This is a genomic window from Rossellomorea oryzaecorticis (assembly GCF_038405515.1).
GTDB lineage: Bacteria > Bacillota > Bacilli > Bacillales > Bacillaceae_B > Rossellomorea > Rossellomorea oryzaecorticis_A.
Map to the genome: position 1 here is coordinate 67700 of NZ_JBBYAF010000016.1, position 17147 is coordinate 84846.

At 42.3% G+C, this 17147-nt stretch carries 15 protein-coding genes; all 15 read left to right on the plus strand.

The annotated features are described in order from the left end of the window. Nucleotides 1–453 precede the first annotated feature (453 nt). The 15 genes from AAEO50_RS09980 to dnaI all read left to right on the plus strand — a co-directional run bounded on the left by AAEO50_RS09980 (nucleotide 454) and on the right by dnaI (nucleotide 16871). Nucleotides 454–930 (plus strand): MaoC/PaaZ C-terminal domain-containing protein, encoded by a 477-nt coding sequence (locus AAEO50_RS09980; RefSeq protein ID WP_341983075.1) that lies wholly within the window; start codon nucleotides 454–456, stop codon nucleotides 928–930. A 176-nt stretch (nucleotides 931–1106) separates the two neighbouring features. Further along, complete coding sequence (locus tag AAEO50_RS09985) at nucleotides 1107–1823, plus strand: response regulator transcription factor (protein WP_341983076.1); 717 nt, start codon at nucleotides 1107–1109, stop codon at nucleotides 1821–1823. Beyond that, entirely contained in the window at nucleotides 1820–3616 is a 1797-nt protein-coding gene (gene pnpS, locus AAEO50_RS09990; protein WP_341983077.1) for a two-component system histidine kinase PnpS, read from the plus strand. The genes AAEO50_RS09985 and pnpS overlap by 4 nt, the downstream gene beginning before the upstream one ends. A 284-nt stretch (nucleotides 3617–3900) precedes the next feature. Further along, nucleotides 3901–4860 carry an FtsH protease activity modulator HflK gene (gene hflK, locus AAEO50_RS09995; protein WP_341983104.1) on the plus strand — a complete coding sequence of 320 codons (960 nt, stop codon included), beginning with the start codon at nucleotides 3901–3903 and terminating at the stop codon, nucleotides 4858–4860. Continuing rightward, nucleotides 4860–5795 (plus strand): protease modulator HflC, encoded by a 936-nt coding sequence (locus AAEO50_RS10000; protein ID WP_341983078.1) that lies wholly within the window; start codon nucleotides 4860–4862, stop codon nucleotides 5793–5795. Before hflK ends, AAEO50_RS10000 begins: the two co-directional genes overlap by 1 nt. Before the next feature lie 190 nt (nucleotides 5796–5985). Further along, the gene (gene polA, locus AAEO50_RS10005; protein WP_341983081.1) at nucleotides 5986–8616 is read left to right on the plus strand and encodes a DNA polymerase I; all 2631 of its coding nucleotides are present in this window, start codon (nucleotides 5986–5988) and stop codon (nucleotides 8614–8616) included. A 23-nt stretch (nucleotides 8617–8639) separates the two neighbouring features. Then, a complete protein-coding gene (gene mutM, locus AAEO50_RS10010) occupies nucleotides 8640–9467 on the plus strand; it encodes a DNA-formamidopyrimidine glycosylase (protein WP_341983082.1) in 828 nt (275 codons plus the stop codon). 75 nt (nucleotides 9468–9542) lie between these two features. Next, complete coding sequence (gene ytaF, locus AAEO50_RS10015) at nucleotides 9543–10181, plus strand: sporulation membrane protein YtaF (protein WP_341983084.1); 639 nt, start codon at nucleotides 9543–9545, stop codon at nucleotides 10179–10181. A 22-nt stretch (nucleotides 10182–10203) separates the two neighbouring features. Next, nucleotides 10204–10809, plus strand: coding sequence for a dephospho-CoA kinase (gene coaE / locus AAEO50_RS10020; RefSeq protein ID WP_341983086.1), 606 nt, complete (start codon nucleotides 10204–10206; stop codon nucleotides 10807–10809). Nucleotides 10810–11200: 391 nt separating this feature from the next. Beyond that, complete coding sequence (locus AAEO50_RS10030) at nucleotides 11201–12229, plus strand: glyceraldehyde-3-phosphate dehydrogenase (protein WP_341983087.1); 1029 nt, start codon at nucleotides 11201–11203, stop codon at nucleotides 12227–12229. 502 nt (nucleotides 12230–12731) lie between these two features. Next, a complete protein-coding gene (gene speD / locus AAEO50_RS10035) occupies nucleotides 12732–13112 on the plus strand; it encodes an adenosylmethionine decarboxylase (RefSeq protein WP_341983089.1) in 381 nt (126 codons plus the stop codon). Nucleotides 13113–13499: 387 nt separating this feature from the next. Further along, entirely contained in the window at nucleotides 13500–13880 is a 381-nt protein-coding gene (locus tag AAEO50_RS10040) for a cytosolic protein (RefSeq protein WP_341983091.1), read from the plus strand. A gap of 82 nt (nucleotides 13881–13962) precedes the next feature. After that, nucleotides 13963–14418: a transcriptional regulator NrdR gene (nrdR, locus tag AAEO50_RS10045; RefSeq protein WP_341983093.1), complete on the plus strand. Its 456-nt coding sequence runs from the start codon at nucleotides 13963–13965 to the stop codon at nucleotides 14416–14418. A gap of 113 nt (nucleotides 14419–14531) precedes the next feature. Beyond that, on the plus strand, nucleotides 14532–15926 hold the full coding sequence (locus AAEO50_RS10050) for a replication initiation and membrane attachment family protein (protein ID WP_341983095.1): 1395 nt from the start codon (nucleotides 14532–14534) through the stop codon (nucleotides 15924–15926). A 12-nt stretch (nucleotides 15927–15938) separates the two neighbouring features. Then, nucleotides 15939–16871 (plus strand): primosomal protein DnaI, encoded by a 933-nt coding sequence (gene dnaI / locus AAEO50_RS10055; protein ID WP_341983107.1) that lies wholly within the window; start codon nucleotides 15939–15941, stop codon nucleotides 16869–16871. The last annotated feature ends 276 nt before the right edge of the window (nucleotides 16872–17147 follow it).

The following is a 17147-nucleotide window of genomic DNA, read 5'->3' on the forward strand; positions in this document are numbered from 1 at the left end:
TTAAAGATGGAACTGGCTTTTTTTATGCTTTTTATGAAAAGAAGTTCAATATCAAAAAGATATGATTGGGTGAACCCAGCTGTTGATTGGAGTGCAAGACGAAGACTCTTAATAGAAAAGCGTAAGGGCTTTGCTCAGAGGTGTGTGGCATAAGACGAATCGGTCACGAAGGCGTTTTTTGCCTTCTGGGTCGGTTTGGCTTATGACATGTGCCTCTAAGCCCTGAAGCTAGACAGTTATTCCCCCTTTAGGAGGCTCACCAACCGCCCGCGGAAAGCGAAGTCTTGCACGGAAATCAACAGTGGTATTAGAAGGCTAATAAAAATTATCCCAATAACCGCGTAAAATCCCTTTGTATGGAAAGCCTATAAGTGATATTATAGTAATATACAGATAATAAAGATTATTTCTATTATTTTAAAATGTATGCGTTTACATATGGAGGTGCACCTTATGCTATTAGGTAAAAAAAGAAAACTTGGTAGAAAAATTGAGGAAATGTCGATCGGAGAAAAATTAACGTTAACTGAAAAAATTGAAGATAATAATCTGCTTTTGTATCTGGGATTGACCAATGATGCCAATCCTTTATACATCCAGCATGACTATGCGTCTCAGACTCCTTTTAAAAAACCAATTGTTCCATCCATCATGCTGACAGGTATCATTACATCTGCCGTCTCAAAATATTTACCTGGACCCGGTTCACACATCATCCAACAGAATATTGAGTTTCTAAAACCAGTTTATCACTATGCAACAATTCAATTCCTGTTTGAAGTGATTGAAGTCGAACCGGCATCCCACATCGTCACAATCAGAGTAACAGCAGTAAATGAAGACGATGAAAAAGTCATAGACGGATTGATCAAGGTTTGTCCGCCACATAAACTTGAAAAGATGAATAGTCACGCATTGGAAAACTTCTAATAATCAATAGGGATGAAGCTATGAAATCCATTAGGATTTTATAGCTTTTTTTTATATGCATATACTAATACTACCTTTTGGTATGGTCAAGACATACAATTGTATTATAATGAAAGTATCATTACATAATATCGTTGGATGATGGGGTTAATTTCTTTTGTATGGAGGCACTTTAAATGAGTAAAAAAATCTTAGTAGTAGAAGATGAACAATCAATCGCCACTTTGTTAAAGTACAACTTGGAACAGTCAGGTTATTCAGTCATCACCGCAAATGATGGTGAAGAGGGGAGAAACATGGCTATCGACCAGCTCCCGGATTTGATGATTCTTGATCTTATGCTTCCAAAAATGGATGGTATTGAAGTATGTAAGGAATTAAGGCAGAAGAAAGTTAATATCCCCATTCTGATGCTGACAGCCAAGGATGATGAATTCGATAAAGTCCTTGGTTTGGAGCTCGGAGCAGATGATTATATGACAAAGCCATTCAGCCCCAGAGAAGTCGTCGCGAGGGTAAAAGCAATTCTGCGGCGCAGCCAAACGATCAAGGATGCCGGAGAAGCAGTGGAGGAAACGGCTGACTATAAAGAAGTCGGCGAATTGAAAGTGTATCCCGAGCAATATGAAGCTTATTTTCAAGGTGAACTATTAGAATTGACTCCAAAGGAATTTGAGCTCCTTCTCTATTTGACGAACAACAAAGGAAGAGTATTGACACGGGATCAGCTTCTCAGTGCCGTCTGGAATTATGATTTCGCAGGAGATACAAGAATTGTCGATGTTCATATCAGCCACCTGCGTGAAAAAATTGAATCCAATACAAAAAAACCTGTTTATATCAAAACCATCCGGGGACTCGGTTATAAGCTGGAGGAGCCAAAGGTTCAATGACGAAGTTCAGAACAAAGCTCCTTTTTGCTCTGATTACGTTAATCATCCTTGTTTTGATCGGTCTAGGTCTCGTATTGGGCCAGATATTCAAAAATTTTTATCTTGATACCTTTAATTCAAGAATACAAAAGGAATCCAGGTTACTGGCAAGCTCTATCGAAGAGAACGGAAGCTTAAGAGACATCAACCCTTCCATGATTGAAGAACTCAGCGATATTTTGGATGTCCGGATTACGATCCTCAATGATACCGGCAATGTCATTCATGATACAGAGTCGGCAGATTCACTGCTGGACGTCCATCAGAAACGGATGATCAATGAAATCGGTGAGAACTGGGATGTGAAAGATAAGAATAAAAAACTTGTGTTATCCGGAAAGGAATACCGTTACTATTGGTACCCGCTGAGAAAACAGGACAATACGATCAATGGACTCCTGATCATGAGTGCTGAAGTAGACGCATTGGAAAAAGGTACAGGACAGATCTGGCTTGTCCTGACAGTTTCCCTTGTTCTGGCACTCATCCTCATCATCATTCTTGGTTCAAGAATCACGGTGCGCTATACAAGGCCGATAGAATCTGCGACGAAAGTGGCAATTGAGCTTGCTAAAGGAAATTACAGGGCAAGGACTTATGAAGATCGATTAGATGAGACCAGCATGCTGAGTACATCGATAAATATATTGGCTCGAAATCTGCAAGAAATGGTCACTTCCCAAGAGATGCAGCAGGACCGGCTTACCACTTTGATTGAAAATATGGGAAGTGCCCTGCTGCTAATCGATCAGCGCGGGTTTGTGGTATTGACGAACCGCACATTCAGGGAGTTCTTTAATTTGAAAGAAAGCGAATTAAAGAAAGTTCGCTATCATGAAGTGATTCACTATCAACAGGTGAACAAGCTCGTGGAAGAAATCTTTATGACGGAAGATCGCGTGAGAAGACAGATTCTCCTTCCTCATAGGATTGAAAGGAAACATTATGAAGTGTACGGTGCGCCGATCATCGGCCAAAACGATGAGTGGAAAGGGATTGTCGTCGTTTTTCATGATATTACCGAACTGAAGAACCTGGAGCAGATGAGAAAAGACTTTGTAGCCAATGTCTCTCATGAATTAAAAACACCGATCACTTCTATTAAAGGGTTTTCTGAAACGTTGTTAGACGGTGCCATGAAGGACGAGGATGCGTTGAAGTCTTTCCTGGAAATCATCCTGACAGAGAGTGACCGCTTACAATCCCTCATCCAGGATTTATTGGAGCTTTCGAAGATTGAAAAACATGGATTTGAGCTTTCTTTGGAAAAACAAGAGGTGTCTGAGCTTGTCGGAGACGTCCTGCCCATTTTAAAGGACAGGGCTGAAAAGAAGGACATCACTATCCACACCCAGTTTGAATCTCGCGGAGAAGCTGAAATTGATCCTTATCGATTGAAGCAGGTATTCATCAACCTGATTTCAAATGCCATTGTTTACACACCACAGGGGGGAGACGTCACAATATCCATTACGGAGGATAGAGAAAACGTGCACGTTTCCATTAAGGACAATGGGATTGGAATAAGCGGAGAGGAACTGCCTAGAATTTTTGAGCGCTTTTATCGGGTAGACAAAGCAAGAAGCCGTAATTCAGGAGGAACCGGGCTAGGTCTTGCCATTGTAAAGCATATAATTGAAGCTCATGAAGGGAAAATCGAAGTGGAAAGTGAAGTGAACAAGGGGACAACATTCACGGTCTGCCTTCACAAAAAGTTTCCTGAACACACATTCGGGGAAAAAAGTAGAAAATAAACCATACTCTTACTCATTTTTTACATTCTATTTACAAAAGGTTAAACCAGTATTAATAAACAGGTGCTACTATAATAGATGAAACCCCTTCATCCAAGGAGTGAAGAAAAGACGAGAACCAACCCCGTTCTCGTCTTTTCGTATTGGAAAAATATTCCCGACCTCTCACCCATTCTCTCATCATATTGTCATATTCTTGAAACTTTTTTGTATCCTGCCCGTATATATTACTAGTCGGCCAATAGTATAGAGAAAGGTTGATTGTAATAGAAAGGGGAGGGAGTATTATGAGCCTGAAACGTATTTATATGATTACCGGAATGGTAATTGCCGCTCTTATATTAATTCTTGTATTAGTGACATCCTGGTACACGGTGGATGAATCTGAGCAAGCGCTCGTATTGACATTCGGAGAAGCGGGAGAACCAGTGGTTGAACCAGGTCTCCATTTTAAAATGCCTTGGCCCATGCAATCTGTAGAAGTGCTTTCTAAAGAAACGTTCAGTCTTCAGTTTGGATATGAGGAGAAAGATGGAAAAATAAAGGAATTCCCGAAAGAGACAAAAATGATTACGGGTGATGAATATATCGTCCTTGCCGACCTCGTTGTTCAATGGAAAATCACTGATCCGAAAAATTACTTATATAATGCAGATGACCCAAAAGAAATCCTGTATGATGCGACTTCAGCGTCCTTAAGAAGTATAATCGGAAGTTCGCTTATCGATGATGCCCTGACATCGGGTAAAGCAGAAATCGAAGCGAATGTAAGAGATCTGTTAACGGATTTGATTGATGAATATGATATCGGAATCTCCATCCTTGCAGTCAAATTGCAGGACGTTGAACTGCCTAATGAAGAGGTGCGAAGTGCTTTTACAGCTGTTACCGACGCACGTGAAACAATGAATACCAAAATAAACGAAGCGAAAAAATACCGCAATCAGCGGACGAATGAAGCGAAGGGTGAAAAAGATGCCATCATCTATAGAGCGAAAGGTGATAAAATTGCCCGCGTTGAGCAAGCCCGCGGTGATGTGGCTGTCTTTGATAAGCTTTATACGGAATACAAAAGCAATCCGGAGATAACCAGAAAGCGTCTGGTCCTCGAAACGCTTGAAAATGTGCTGCCTGATGCTGAAATCTATATCATGAAGGATAATGGCGATACACTTAAGTATTTCCCTATCAGACAGCTTGAAAATCAAACACCGCCGGTAAAGCAGGAAGGGAGTGAGGAGTAATGGCTGATCAAAACGTCTTTGATATTAAATCACACCAGAAAGATCCGGTTGAATGGAAAAGGTACCGGAAACTGGGGATTTTCCTCATCATTATCTTAGCGGCTATCCTTCTTCTTTTCACAAGCCTTTATGTTGTGAAAGAAAGTGAATACAAAGTGGTGAGACAATTCGGTGAGGTTGTCAGAATCGATAAGGATCCCGGATTGAAGGTGAAGATTCCGTTCATTCAATCAGTTACCACGCTGCCAAAACATCAAATGACCTACGATGTCACTGAAGCAGAAATCAATACGAAGGATAAAAAAAGGATTCTGATTGATAATTTTGCAGTTTGGAGAATAGAAGACCCGCTGAAGATGATCAAGAATGCGAGAACAGTCGTGAATGCTGAAACAAAGATGGAAGAGTTTATTTACTCGGTTGTCCGCTCAGAGCTTGGCCGTTTGAAATATGATCAGATCATCGATGATGAAAAGTCCTCCCGGGGGAGCCTCAATGATCAAATCACCAAGAAAGTAAATGAACTGCTCGCAAAGGATGGATACGGAATCGTCGTAAAAGATGTCCGGATGAAGAGGACCGACCTGCCCCAAGCAAATGAAAACTCTGTTTATACCCGTATGATTTCTGAACGTGAATCGAAATCCCAGGAATATCTATCGATGGGTGATGCAGAGAAACAGAGGATCACAGCCGATACGGACAGGGAAGTGAAAGAACTTCTAGCAAAAGCAAGTGCCGATGCAAATGTCATTCGTGCTGAAGGAGAATCCGAGGCAGCGAAGATATACAATAATTCATTCTCGAAAGATCCTGATTTCTATGATTTATTTAAAACGTTAGAGACGTACAAGAAGACGGTAGATGAGAAAACCGTGATCATTTTACCTTCAGATTCGCCGTATGCCAGATTGTTAATGGGTTATACAGAATAATCATTAGTTCTTCCGGCAAGGAGATTCCTCCCCCGGAAGGGCTTATTTTTTTCTTGCCGTTTCCCTCTTTTTCCTTTCTCCCTTTGGCATGATAGAATAAAAGAGGATGACATAGAAAATAGCTGGCCATTCCAGGCTGGCATAAATAAAAAGTGAAAATGTACTCTACCCTTTTAGAGGAGGTCCTTTTATGACGAAAAAGTTAGTTTTAATTGATGGGAACAGTATTGCTTATCGAGCATTTTTTGCCCTGCCCTTACTGAATAATGATAAAGGTGTACATACAAATGCAGTGTACGGTTTTACCACTATGCTGCAGAAGGTTTTGGAAGACGAAAAACCTACTCACATCCTGGTTGCCTTCGATGCAGGTAAGACCACCTTCAGACATAAGACCTTCAAGGAATACAAAGGAGGGAGACAGAAGACGCCTCCTGAGCTGTCAGAACAATTTCCATATATCAGGGAGCTTCTTGATGCTTATGGCATTAAACGCTACGAAAAGGAAAACTACGAAGCTGATGACATCATCGGGACGCTTTCCCTTCAAGCGGAATCAGAAGGCTATGAAGTGAAAATCTTTTCGGGAGATAAAGACTTGACTCAGCTCAGTACGGATAAAACGACCGTATGCATCACAAGAAAAGGAATCACGGACCTGGAAGTTTATACTCCTGACCACATCAAGGAAAAATGGGAGATTTCCCCGGATCAAATCATTGATATGAAGGGATTGATGGGGGACAGTTCCGATAATATCCCAGGTGTTCCGGGTGTCGGGGAAAAAACAGCGATTAAACTCCTGAAAGAATTCGGCTCGGTTGAAGAGCTTCTTGAATCAATTGATCAAGTAAGCGGTAAAAAATTGAAGGAAAAGCTTGAGGAAAACAAAGAATCAGCCGTTATGAGCAAGGAACTCGCCACCATTCTCAGAGAAGCTCCGATTGAGGTCAAAGTGGAAGAGCTCGGCTATGACGGAATGGATACATCAAAGCTGAAAGAAGTATTCAAAGATCTGGGATTCAATTCCCTGCTCGAAAAAATGGGTGAAACACCTCAGGAAGAAACACAGGATCTGGAAGAAATCTCTTATGAAATACTTAAAAAAGTGGAGGAAAAGCATCTTGCAAATGAGAGTTCTTTATATATCGAGATGCTTGAAGACAACTATCATCTCGGGTCGATCATTGGATTGAGCCTTCACAACGATAAAGGTACATTTTTCTTTACACTGGAAACCGCACTGGCATCGGAAGACTTTAAAAAATGGGCAGAGAATGATAACAAGAGCAAGTACGTATATGATTCGAAACAGACCGTCGTCTCTTTAAAAAGGCACGGCATTGACATAAAAGGAATCAAATTTGACTTATTATTGACCTCCTATATTCTGAACCCATCCGCTTCAGGTGATGATTTTGCTGCAATCGCGAAAGCGCACGGACTTCCTGTCGTGGACACCGATGAATCGGTATACGGCAAAGGGGCCAAACAAAAGGTACCTGCAGGAGATGTTCTATCAGAGCACTTGGCGAGAAAAGCGGCTGCCCTGCATGAACTAAAATCTGTCTGCACAAAAGAACTGGAGGATAATGAGCAACTAGAGTTGATTAATGAGCTGGAGCTTCCTTTAGCCCTGATCCTGGCAGAAATGGAGCACACAGGGGTAAAAGTCGATCAGCAGCGCTTAATCGATATGAGAGAGGAACTCGGGAACCGGATTGAAGAGCTCGAGAAGAGAATACACGAATTGGCTGGGGAAAGCTTTAATATCAATTCTCCAAAACAACTTGGGGTCATCCTGTTTGAGAAACTGGAACTGCCCGTCGTGAAGAAAACCAAGACCGGGTATTCAACCTCCGCTGATGTACTTGAAAAGCTTCAATCCAAGCATGAAATCATTGATTATATTCTGCATTACCGTCAATTAGGAAAGCTTCAGTCCACTTATTTAGAAGGACTCTTGAAAGTGGTACATGAGGACTCAGGGAAAATTCATACAAGATTCAACCAGGCATTGACTCAAACAGGCCGTTTAAGTTCGACTGATCCGAATCTGCAAAACATTCCGATCAGGCTTGAAGAAGGAAGAAAGATACGTCAGGCTTTCATTCCATCTGAAAAAGGATGGGTGATGTTTGCAGCTGACTACTCTCAAATCGAGCTGAGGGTGCTTGCTCATATCGCGGGAGACGAGAAACTCATCGAAGCGTTCCGGAATGACATGGACATTCACACGAAAACAGCGATGGATGTTTTCGGTAAAGCAAAGGATGAAGTGACTTCCAATATGAGACGACATGCGAAAGCGGTCAACTTCGGTATTGTATATGGAATCAGTGACTACGGACTATCGCAGAGTCTTGATATTACGCGTAAGGAAGCCGGCGAGTTCATTAAGAAATACTTAGAAAGCTTCCCGGGAGTCAAAGAGTATATGGACGATATCGTTCAAGAAGCGAAGCAGAAGGGGTTTGTGACGACTTTGCTGAACCGCCGCCGCTATCTCCCGGAAATCACGAGCAGAAACTTCAATCTGAGAAGTTTTGCCGAACGTACCGCCATGAATACACCGATCCAGGGCAGTGCAGCTGACATCATCAAGAAAGCGATGATTGATATGGCGCTCCGCCTGAAAGAAGAAAACCTTCAATCCCGTTTATTATTACAGGTGCATGATGAATTGATTTTTGAGTGCCCTGAAGAAGAGATTGAAACACTGAAGAAAATTGTGCCTGAAGTGATGGAAAACGCAATGGAGCTGGAAGTCCCCCTCAAGGTGGATTATTCTTATGGGCCTACCTGGTACGATGCCAAATAATCAAGTTTTAGGAGGTGCCCAATATGCCTGAGCTTCCTGAAGTCGAAACTGTCAGAAAGACATTGGAGCTGCTCGTTATAGGAAAAAAGATAAAGGAAGTTTCTGTCTTCTGGCCTAAGATGATCAAACATCCTCAAGAGACCGATGAATTCATTCACAGTCTAAAGGGACAGGAAATACTTGAAATGGGGCGGAGAGGGAAATTCTTGATTTTCTATTTGAATGAGGTTTCCCTTGTATCGCACTTAAGGATGGAAGGAAAATATGGCCTGTTTGATGAGCGTGATCCAATTGAAAAACATACCCATGTCATTTTTCATTTTACCGATGGGACAGAGCTGAGATATCGGGATGTCCGTAAATTCGGAACGATGCACCTTTATAAAAAAGGCGAAGAACTTCTGCATCGCCCCCTGATTCAATTGGGTGCTGAGCCTTTTGACAAAAACTTTACCGTTCAATATCTTCAGCAGAAATTAAAGAAAACGGATCGAATTGTAAAAGCTGCCTTATTGGATCAAGCGGTTTTGGTGGGCCTCGGAAACATTTATGTAGATGAGGCATTGTTCAGAGCAGGCATTCATCCAGACCGAAAAGCAAAATCACTAACAAGGAAAGAAATCAACGAATTGCACCGCTGCATCATCGAGACATTAAAGGAAGCCGTCGAGATGGGTGGAAGCACGATCAGGTCGTATGTCAATTCACAGGGACAAATGGGTATGTTCCAGCAAAATCTGTTTGTGTACAGTCGAAAAGACGAAGACTGCAGAATTTGCGGCACTCCCATTGAAAAGAAGGTGTCAGCAGGGAGAGGGACACATTATTGCCCCCGCTGCCAAAAAAGCTGAATAAGCCTGAAGACATTTAACATCTGATAAGCCCTTGCCATATAGTATTGTAATGATTTTTGGGAGGGCTTATAGATGACTGAAACATTCTCCTTGTTACTTCTTGCATTTGCTGTAAGTCTTGATAGCTTCAGCACCGGTTTAACTTACGGATTAAGAAAAGTAAAAATTCCTTTAAAATCAATCAGTATCATCTCTATCTGTTCGGCAAGTTCCCTTTTAGCTGCCATGATGGTCGGCGGGGCCATTCAATCACTCATAACCCCGGTTTGGGCCGGCAGAATCGGCGGGCTCATCCTGGTCGCGATTGGTGCCGCTGTCCTGTATCAGTTTTTCAGGCCGGAAAAAGGGACGGAACAGCAACCTTCAGAAGAAAAGACGCTTATTAACTTTGAGATTAAGTCGATCGGTTTGGTCATTCAAATTCTGAGGAGACCACTGACAGCGGACTTTGACCGTTCAGGGACGATTACTGGAATCGAAGCATTCATGCTCGGTATCGCACTGTCGCTGGATGCATTCGGAGCTGGGATCGGAGCTGCGCTATTGGATTTTTCCCCTCTTCTATTAGCAGTGGCCATTCTTTGCATGAGCTTTATTTTCTTATCTTCGGGCTTGCGGATGGGGCAGTTCTTTTCCCATTTGAAATGGGTCCAACGGGTTTCTTTCCTGCCGGGGGTGTTATTGATACTTATAGGGATTTTGCGTTTTTAAGAGAATAGGAAGTGTAGAGATCATGGCAATTATTCTAGGATTAACAGGCGGTATCGCAAGCGGCAAGAGTACCGTATCGAATATGCTTGACCAAAAAGGCTACACAATAATAGATGCCGATCTGGCGGCACGCAAAGTGGTCGAGGTCGGGCAGCCGGCTTACCTCGCGATTGTAGAGGAGTTCGGTAAAGGCATACTTCATAAGGAAGACGAAACGATCGACCGGGCAAAACTCGGCAATATTGTCTTTCATAATGATGAGATGAGAAAGAAATTGAACGGCATCGTTCACCCTGCTGTACGGGGTCTGATGCTTTCAGAGAAAGATCAGGCAATAGAAACGGGAAAAAACACAATCATCATGGACATCCCGCTTCTATATGAAAGCGACCTGACCTGGATGGTCGACCGGACCATCGTCGTATATGTAAACGAAGAAACCCAACTATCCCGTCTGATGAAACGGAATCAATTCACCAAACAAGAAGCAGCATCACGCATCGCTTCCCAATTCCCGCTCAAAGACAAAGTCGGACTCGCCGACGCAGTCATCGACAACAACGGAACAATAGAAGAAACCGAAAAGCAGCTAGAAAAGATCTTGAAAGATTGGGACTTGAGACCATAATACTTAACGTAAGCCGGCAGGGACTTTCCTGTCGGTTTTTATATTTTTAGAGTGGCGGTTTTAAGTTTGACTGGTTCTAGCAGTTGGTTGGAGTGGAAGACGAAGACTCCTGCGGGAGAAGTGGCCAATGTGAGACCCCGCAGGCGAAGCCAAGGAGGCTCACTGGTCACCCGCGGAAAGCGAAGTCTTCCACGGAAATCAACTGCGGTAATTTATGTGATTTATTTATTTACCTACTCATTTTCTGAAAGTCAAAAGAATATACATTTGTCAGAATAATAAAACATTTAAAATCCGCAAATTACTTATTAACTATTTCTCCAAATATGTTATACTATTTTTAGTTAATAAACATATAAGTATAACATTAATATAGAGGGGAGCCGGATTTATGAAGGCGAAAATTGCGATTAACGGTTTTGGACGAATTGGGAGAATGGTTTTCAGAAAAGCAATACTGGAAGATAACTTAGAGGTTGTAGCGATTAACGCAAGTTACCCGGCAACGACACTCGCACACTTAATTAAGTATGACACAAATCATGGAACATTTGATGCGGAAGTACTTACTGAAGAAAATGCCATCATCGTCAATGGGAAAAGAGTTCAATTATTAAGTGATCGTGATCCAAAAGCATTACCTTGGAACGAACTGGACATTGATATTGTCATCGAAGCAACAGGGAAATTCAATTCCAAGGACAAAGCGAGTCTTCACCTGGAAGCCGGCGCTAAAAAAGTAATCCTCACAGCTCCAGGTAAAAACGAAGATGTTACGATTGTGATGGGAGTAAATGAAAGCGCATTAAATATTGAAGAACATTCAATTATTTCAAATGCTTCTTGCACAACTAACTGCCTTGCGCCTGTTGCCAAGGTTCTGGATGAACAGTTTGGCATTGAGAATGGCTTGATGACGACTGTGCATGCGTACACCAATGATCAAAAAAATATCGATAATCCACATAAAGACCTGCGCAGAGCAAGAGCCTGCGGCCAGTCGATCATCCCTACAACTACAGGAGCAGCGAAAGCATTATCACTCGTTCTTCCTCAATTACAAGGGAAACTGCACGGGATGGCTCTGCGTGTTCCGACTCCGAATGTGTCACTCGTTGACCTTGTTGTCGATGTGAAAAGAGACGTGACAGCTGAAGAAATCAATGAAGCGTTTATCACGGCATCACTTGGGTCCCTTCAAGGAATTGTGGAGTATACGACCGAACCTTTAGTTTCAATTGATTTCAATACAAACCCTCACTCTGCCATCATTGATGGATTATCGACCATGGTAATGGGCGACCGCAAAGTGAAGGTGCTTGCATGGTATGACAACGAATGGGGCTATTCCTGCCGCGTAGTCGACCTCGCGAAATATGTAGCCTCAAAAATGGAAGTCAAAACTAAAGTGAACGCTTGAAAGAACCAAGAAAAACAATAAGCAAAATCACTCGAACGTCCTCCCGGGGGCGTTCTTTTCTTTTGATTAGCTATTTCCATTAATGTGTAGAAATGGCCAAAATATCAAGCGGTAGCATTTATTAAAGGTTCATGGATGTAGTTGTTCCAGCTGTTGGTTGGAGCACAAGTCGAAGACTCCTGCGGGAAAAGCGAAGTTGGGGAGACCCCACAGGAGCGCAGCGACGAGGAGGCTCACGGGTCACCCGCGGAAAGCGAAGTCTTGCACGGAAATCAACAGCGGCGTAATAGGTTCCAAAAAAAGTTTTAATAAATTTATTGCAAAAGGGTTTTAAACAAAGTATACTATTTTTCGTGAACTTCTTAATAGCAAATGAATACTGATTTAGCTACTTAAAGGGTTAGGACCTCTTCGGACTAACTTTCCCCCGTGGTAGTTAAGATTTTGCGAAGGGACTTGTTCATTTTGACGAAAAAAATTATGTCAAAGGGGGAAACGATCAATGGAAACAATGGGTCGTCATGTAATCTCAGAACTATGGGGCTGCGATTTTGAAAAGCTTAACGATGTTGATGGAATAGAAAAAACGTTTGTGGATGCTGCACTTAAATCAGGTGCTGAAGTCCGTGAGGTAGCCTTTCATAAATTTGCTCCTCAAGGTGTGAGCGGTGTTGTGATCATTTCTGAATCACATTTAACTATTCACAGTTTTCCTGAACATGGTTATGCAAGTATTGATGTATATACGTGCGGTGATTTAGATCCTAATATTGCTGCTGAATATATTGCAGATGCTCTTGGTGCAGATACTCGTGAAACAATCGAGCTGCCTAGGGGAATGGGTCCTGTTCAAGTGAAAAAAACACAGGCTCAAGCACTTTAATAGTGATATCGTAAAGAGATGCATGATGGTGCATCTCTTTTTTGATGTGTTTTTTCAGCGGAATGACCTTGAAAGCAGTCTTGATTGCGGGCTGAGAGCTGCTTGGATGGAAAAGATGGGGCTTTGTTAAATGCAGGAGCTTTGTTTAGATAGGATATCTGTCGTTTTTTTATTTTATCTGCCATTTTTAATTTTTATCTGCCAAAAATTCAATATATCTGCCATTTTTCAAAAAACGACAATTTTCGCGAATTGATTTCCATAAGTCGAACCTGCTCTTCCCTTAAACACACTTCAAAACTCCATTAGCCCCCGCCATCCACCTTCGCCAATTTCCATCTCACCATTTTTCGTGTAAAATAAGGATTAATAAAGGGAGGCAGTAAAATGAGTGGATTAAAAACCCTGTTAAAAAGATTTCAATCAGAATGTGAAACATCCGATCAACATGAAGATCCGGAACTGCGTTCACATTATTATAAATCGATGCATGGAGCTGCATATAATGCTGTTCTTGAATTGTTCTCATCTTCAGAGTATGAGGTCATTTCAGAATCAAAGGAACGAGGAGAAATCACGGTCCGTAAAAACGGGACTCCCCGACTTTTTATCGTCGCAACCGTAATCACTGTCCGCCCCCTTGAAACAGCGGTCGACTTCAAGGTAAGTGCGGATAAAGGGAAAATTTTTGGTACATATACAGTATTAAAAGCACAAATCAGGCATTACTATCAGAAACTGAACACTCAATTGGCCAAGGTAAAATAACGGTAATTCCGTATTTAGCTTGTTTATATGACAGCTTTTTAATATGATGAAAGTAATAGTTTGTTAAAACGGAGCTGATATTATGAAATGCCCGTCATGCCAGCATAATGGGACCCGTGTAGTCGATTCCCGTCCCGCTGATGAAGGACGCTCGATCAGAAGGCGAAGAGAATGCGAAGAGTGCAACTTCCGATTCACGACATTCGAAAAAGTGGAGGAGCTTCCATTGATTGTCGTAAAAAAGGAAGGCGTTCGTGAGGAGTTCAGCCGCGACAAGATTCTGAGGGGCCTTATCAAGGCGTGTGAAAAGAGGCCCGTCCCGCTGGAAATCTTGGAGAAAATCTCAATGAATATCGAAAAGGAGCTCAGAAGCCAGGGAACATCCGAAGTGGAATCTGTCAAAATCGGAGAGATGGTTATGGATGAGCTTGCAAAAGTCGATGAAGTGGCGTATGTACGTTTTGCATCTGTCTATCGACAATTTAAAGATATCAATGTCTTTATAGATGAATTAAAAGAGTTAATAAAAAAAGAGTAAAGCGGTGAGCTGAAGAGACATTCTTTAGCTCTTTTTCTCTTTATTATTTGACTCTTTCCCCATACTTTTTAGTACTAGAAAACAGCTACTATGTTGAAAGGTAGAATCAGACAATGAAGAAGCATTGGAATGAAATACAGCCGATCGATCACTATACCGTAGCGACAAATGGAATGCTTCAGGATTATGACCGAAAGATCGTCACGTTTCTTTATCAGCCGCTAATTGGTGCAGCCCCTTATAGTTTGTTCATGAGTTTATGGGGTGAGGTGGAAGAAAATCGACTATGGGCAATAGAATCTGCACATTATCATTTAATGAACGTTCTTTCCGTGAATCTGCAGGAAGTATATGAAGCAAGATTGAAGCTCGAAGGCATAGGCCTTTTAAAAGTATATGAGAAAAAAAGCGAAGGAGAGCGCAGATTTGTGTATGAATTGCAGCGGCCGCTCTCACCGCAGGAGTTCTTTCACGATGGGATGTTGAATGTATATCTGTATCAGAAAATCGGCAGGACCCATTATATGCGTTTAAAGAATTTCTTTACCGATGAGGCTGTAGAAAAGGAACGATACAGTGAAATAACCCGTTCCTTTCAGGATGTATTCACTTCGGAACAGAACATCAACTTCCTGCAGCATGATGCCAATGCAGATTCTGAAGCTGACTCCGGCAGGCAGTTTATTCAATATCAGGACGGTTCAGGCCTGCCGCTGGATGAAGTGGACTTTGATTTTCAATTATTGCTCTCAGGACTTTCAGAGGCAATGGTACCGAGAAAGGCTTTCACAGTGAAGGTAAGAGAAACGGTTACTAAGCTGAGTTATTTGTACGGCATCAACCCCCTTCAAATGAAAAATCTTGTGTTAAGTGCTGTGGATTCGGAAGATGAAATTGACCTTGAAATGCTCAGAAAAGCAGCAAGGGACTGGTATCAGCTTCAGACCGGCGAGCAGCTGCCTGATTTGGCAGCCCGTATCTCCTCAAAAAGGGAAGTGAAAAGAACGGACAAGCCGCTTACGAAGGAAGATGAGCTGCTGGAGTATCTCGAAACGACCTCACCTAAGGATGTCTTGGCTGATATTTCGAACGGCAGCAATCCTTCCAAGTCCGATCTTCAAGCTGTCGAAGAAATCCTGATGTCACAAAAACTTCCCATCGGGGTGATGAATGTACTTATTCAGTACGTTCTGCTGAAAACGGATATGAAACTCACCAAAGGGTATATGGAGAAGATTGCTTCTCACTGGTCTCGCAAGAAAGTCACGACAGCTGGACAAGCAATGGAGCTTGCAAAGAAAGAACATCAGCAATACCTAGAATGGGCACAAGGGAAAAAAGAAAACAAATCGAAAAGAAGAAAACCGATCAGGACAGAAAAGCTTCCAGAGTGGTTCAAAGAGGGAGGGAGTACGGAGGAGAAAACCCCTTCTTCGGAGAGTGATGATTATGACTTTGAAGCCGAAAAGAAAAAGCTTGAAGAAGAACTGAAAAATTTCAGGAAGTAGGTGAATGAAAAGGTGGAAAGAATCAACAATACGCTAAAGAAACTGGCGGCCTCGAATTCATTTCAGCAGCGCTATGAAAAAATGAAAAAAGAAATCCTTGAAAATCAGGATGTGAGGGATTTCATCAGTAAACATCGTGATCAAGTCACTTCTGACATGGTGAATGAAAGCCTGATGAAGCTCTACGAATATATTTCTCAAAGCAAGCAATGCAGGGATTGCCCATCTCTTCAGGAGTGTAAAAATATGATGCAGGGATATGATCCCCATTTGGTCATCCGCGGGAACACGATTGATATCGAATATCATCGATGCCCCCGTAAAGTGGTACACGATGAAAGATCAAGTTCCCAAAAGCTGATAAAGAGCCTCTATGTACCGAAAGATATTCTCCAAGCATCTTTCTCCACTCTTGAACTTGATTCGAAGAGCCGTTTGGAAGCCGTGCGACTGGCAAAGAATTTTGTGGAAAATTACGCGGCTGAAGAACGGATGAAAGGATTTTATTTTTACGGGAAGTTCGGTGTAGGAAAGTCCTATATCCTTGGGGCGATTGCGAATGAACTCGCAGAGAATAAAGTGGCCTCCATGATTGTATATGTTCCTGAGTTCTTCCGGGAAATCAAGCAATCTCTTGGTGACAACTCACTTAACGAAAAGCTTGATGCGGTTAAGACAGCACCTGTATTGATGCTCGATGATATAGGGGCGGAAACCATGTCCAGCTGGGGAAGGGATGAAATCCTCGGGACCATCCTGCAGTACAGAATGCTTGAGAATCTCCCGACATTCTTTACATCAAACTTTAACTTCGATGAATTAACGCACCATTTGACCTACACACAACGCGGCGAAGAAGAGAAACTGAAGGCTGCCAGAATCATGGAAAGAATAAAATACCTTGCGAAACCCGTCCACATCGACGGCCGCAACAGAAGAGAATAGGATCCATAAAAAAAGAAAAGGTGCGAGTGCCTTTTCTTTTTTTGTTCTTTCAATTTATTGAAATAGTGAAAGCTTTGATGGTAGGAATGTGAAAGTACATATAAAACTTTAGATAGACTATTGTAGAATTTAGTGCTATCCAGCTGTTGATTGGAGTGCAAGACGAAGACTCCTGCGGGAGAAGCGAGACAGGTGAGACCCCACAGGAGCGCAGCGACGAGGAGGCTCACCGGCCGCCCGCGGAAAGCGAAGTCTTGCACGGAAATCAACAGCGGT

Excerpts from the sequence above, each read along its gene's own strand:
- AAEO50_RS09980 (WP_341983075.1), top strand. The coding sequence starts at position 454 with ATGCTATTAGGTAAAAAAAGAAAACTTGGTAGAAAAATTGAGGAAATG.
- AAEO50_RS09985 (WP_341983076.1), top strand. The coding sequence starts at position 1,107 with ATGAGTAAAAAAATCTTAGTAGTAGAAGATGAACAATCAATCGCCACT.
- pnpS (WP_341983077.1), top strand. The coding sequence starts at position 1,820 with ATGACGAAGTTCAGAACAAAGCTCCTTTTTGCTCTGATTACGTTAATC.
- AAEO50_RS10000 (WP_341983078.1), top strand. The coding sequence starts at position 4,860 with ATGGCTGATCAAAACGTCTTTGATATTAAATCACACCAGAAAGATCCG.
- polA (WP_341983081.1), top strand. The coding sequence starts at position 5,986 with ATGACGAAAAAGTTAGTTTTAATTGATGGGAACAGTATTGCTTATCGA.
- mutM (WP_341983082.1), top strand. The coding sequence starts at position 8,640 with ATGCCTGAGCTTCCTGAAGTCGAAACTGTCAGAAAGACATTGGAGCTG.
- ytaF (WP_341983084.1), top strand. The coding sequence starts at position 9,543 with ATGACTGAAACATTCTCCTTGTTACTTCTTGCATTTGCTGTAAGTCTT.
- coaE (WP_341983086.1), top strand. The coding sequence starts at position 10,204 with ATGGCAATTATTCTAGGATTAACAGGCGGTATCGCAAGCGGCAAGAGT.
- AAEO50_RS10030 (WP_341983087.1), top strand. The coding sequence starts at position 11,201 with ATGAAGGCGAAAATTGCGATTAACGGTTTTGGACGAATTGGGAGAATG.
- speD (WP_341983089.1), top strand. The coding sequence starts at position 12,732 with ATGGAAACAATGGGTCGTCATGTAATCTCAGAACTATGGGGCTGCGAT.
- AAEO50_RS10040 (WP_341983091.1), top strand. The coding sequence starts at position 13,500 with ATGAGTGGATTAAAAACCCTGTTAAAAAGATTTCAATCAGAATGTGAA.
- nrdR (WP_341983093.1), top strand. The coding sequence starts at position 13,963 with ATGAAATGCCCGTCATGCCAGCATAATGGGACCCGTGTAGTCGATTCC.
- AAEO50_RS10050 (WP_341983095.1), top strand. The coding sequence starts at position 14,532 with ATGAAGAAGCATTGGAATGAAATACAGCCGATCGATCACTATACCGTA.